This is a genomic window from Streptococcus sp. HMSC072D03, assembly GCF_001812855.1.
Classification (GTDB): domain Bacteria; phylum Bacillota; class Bacilli; order Lactobacillales; family Streptococcaceae; genus Streptococcus; species Streptococcus salivarius_D.
This window is the reverse complement of sequence record NZ_KV810686.1, coordinates 1-245: the sequence shown is the minus strand read 5'-3', so window position 1 is coordinate 245 and position 245 is coordinate 1. Positions and strand designations below refer to the sequence as shown.

Below are 245 nucleotides of genomic sequence, written 5' to 3'. Positions count from 1 at the left end.
ATGGCTTTTGAGATTATTATGCCTAAGCTTGGTGTGGACATGCAGGAAGGCGAAATCATCGAGTGGAAAAAACAAGAGGGTGATGTGGTTAATGAGGGAGATATCCTTCTTGAAATCATGTCAGATAAGACGAACATGGAACTTGAAGCAGAAGATTCTGGTGTTCTTTTGAAGATTACGCGTCAGGCTGGTGAAACTGTACCAGTTACTGAGGTTATTGGTTATATTGGAGCAGAAGGTGAAGT

General features: G+C 41.6%; 1 protein-coding gene. It reads left to right on the top strand.

Translation table 11 applies throughout. The annotated features are described in order from the left end of the window. On the top strand, positions 1–245 hold a 245-nt coding region (locus tag HMPREF2877_RS07725; RefSeq protein ID WP_289508424.1), incomplete at its 3' end, for a biotin/lipoyl-containing protein.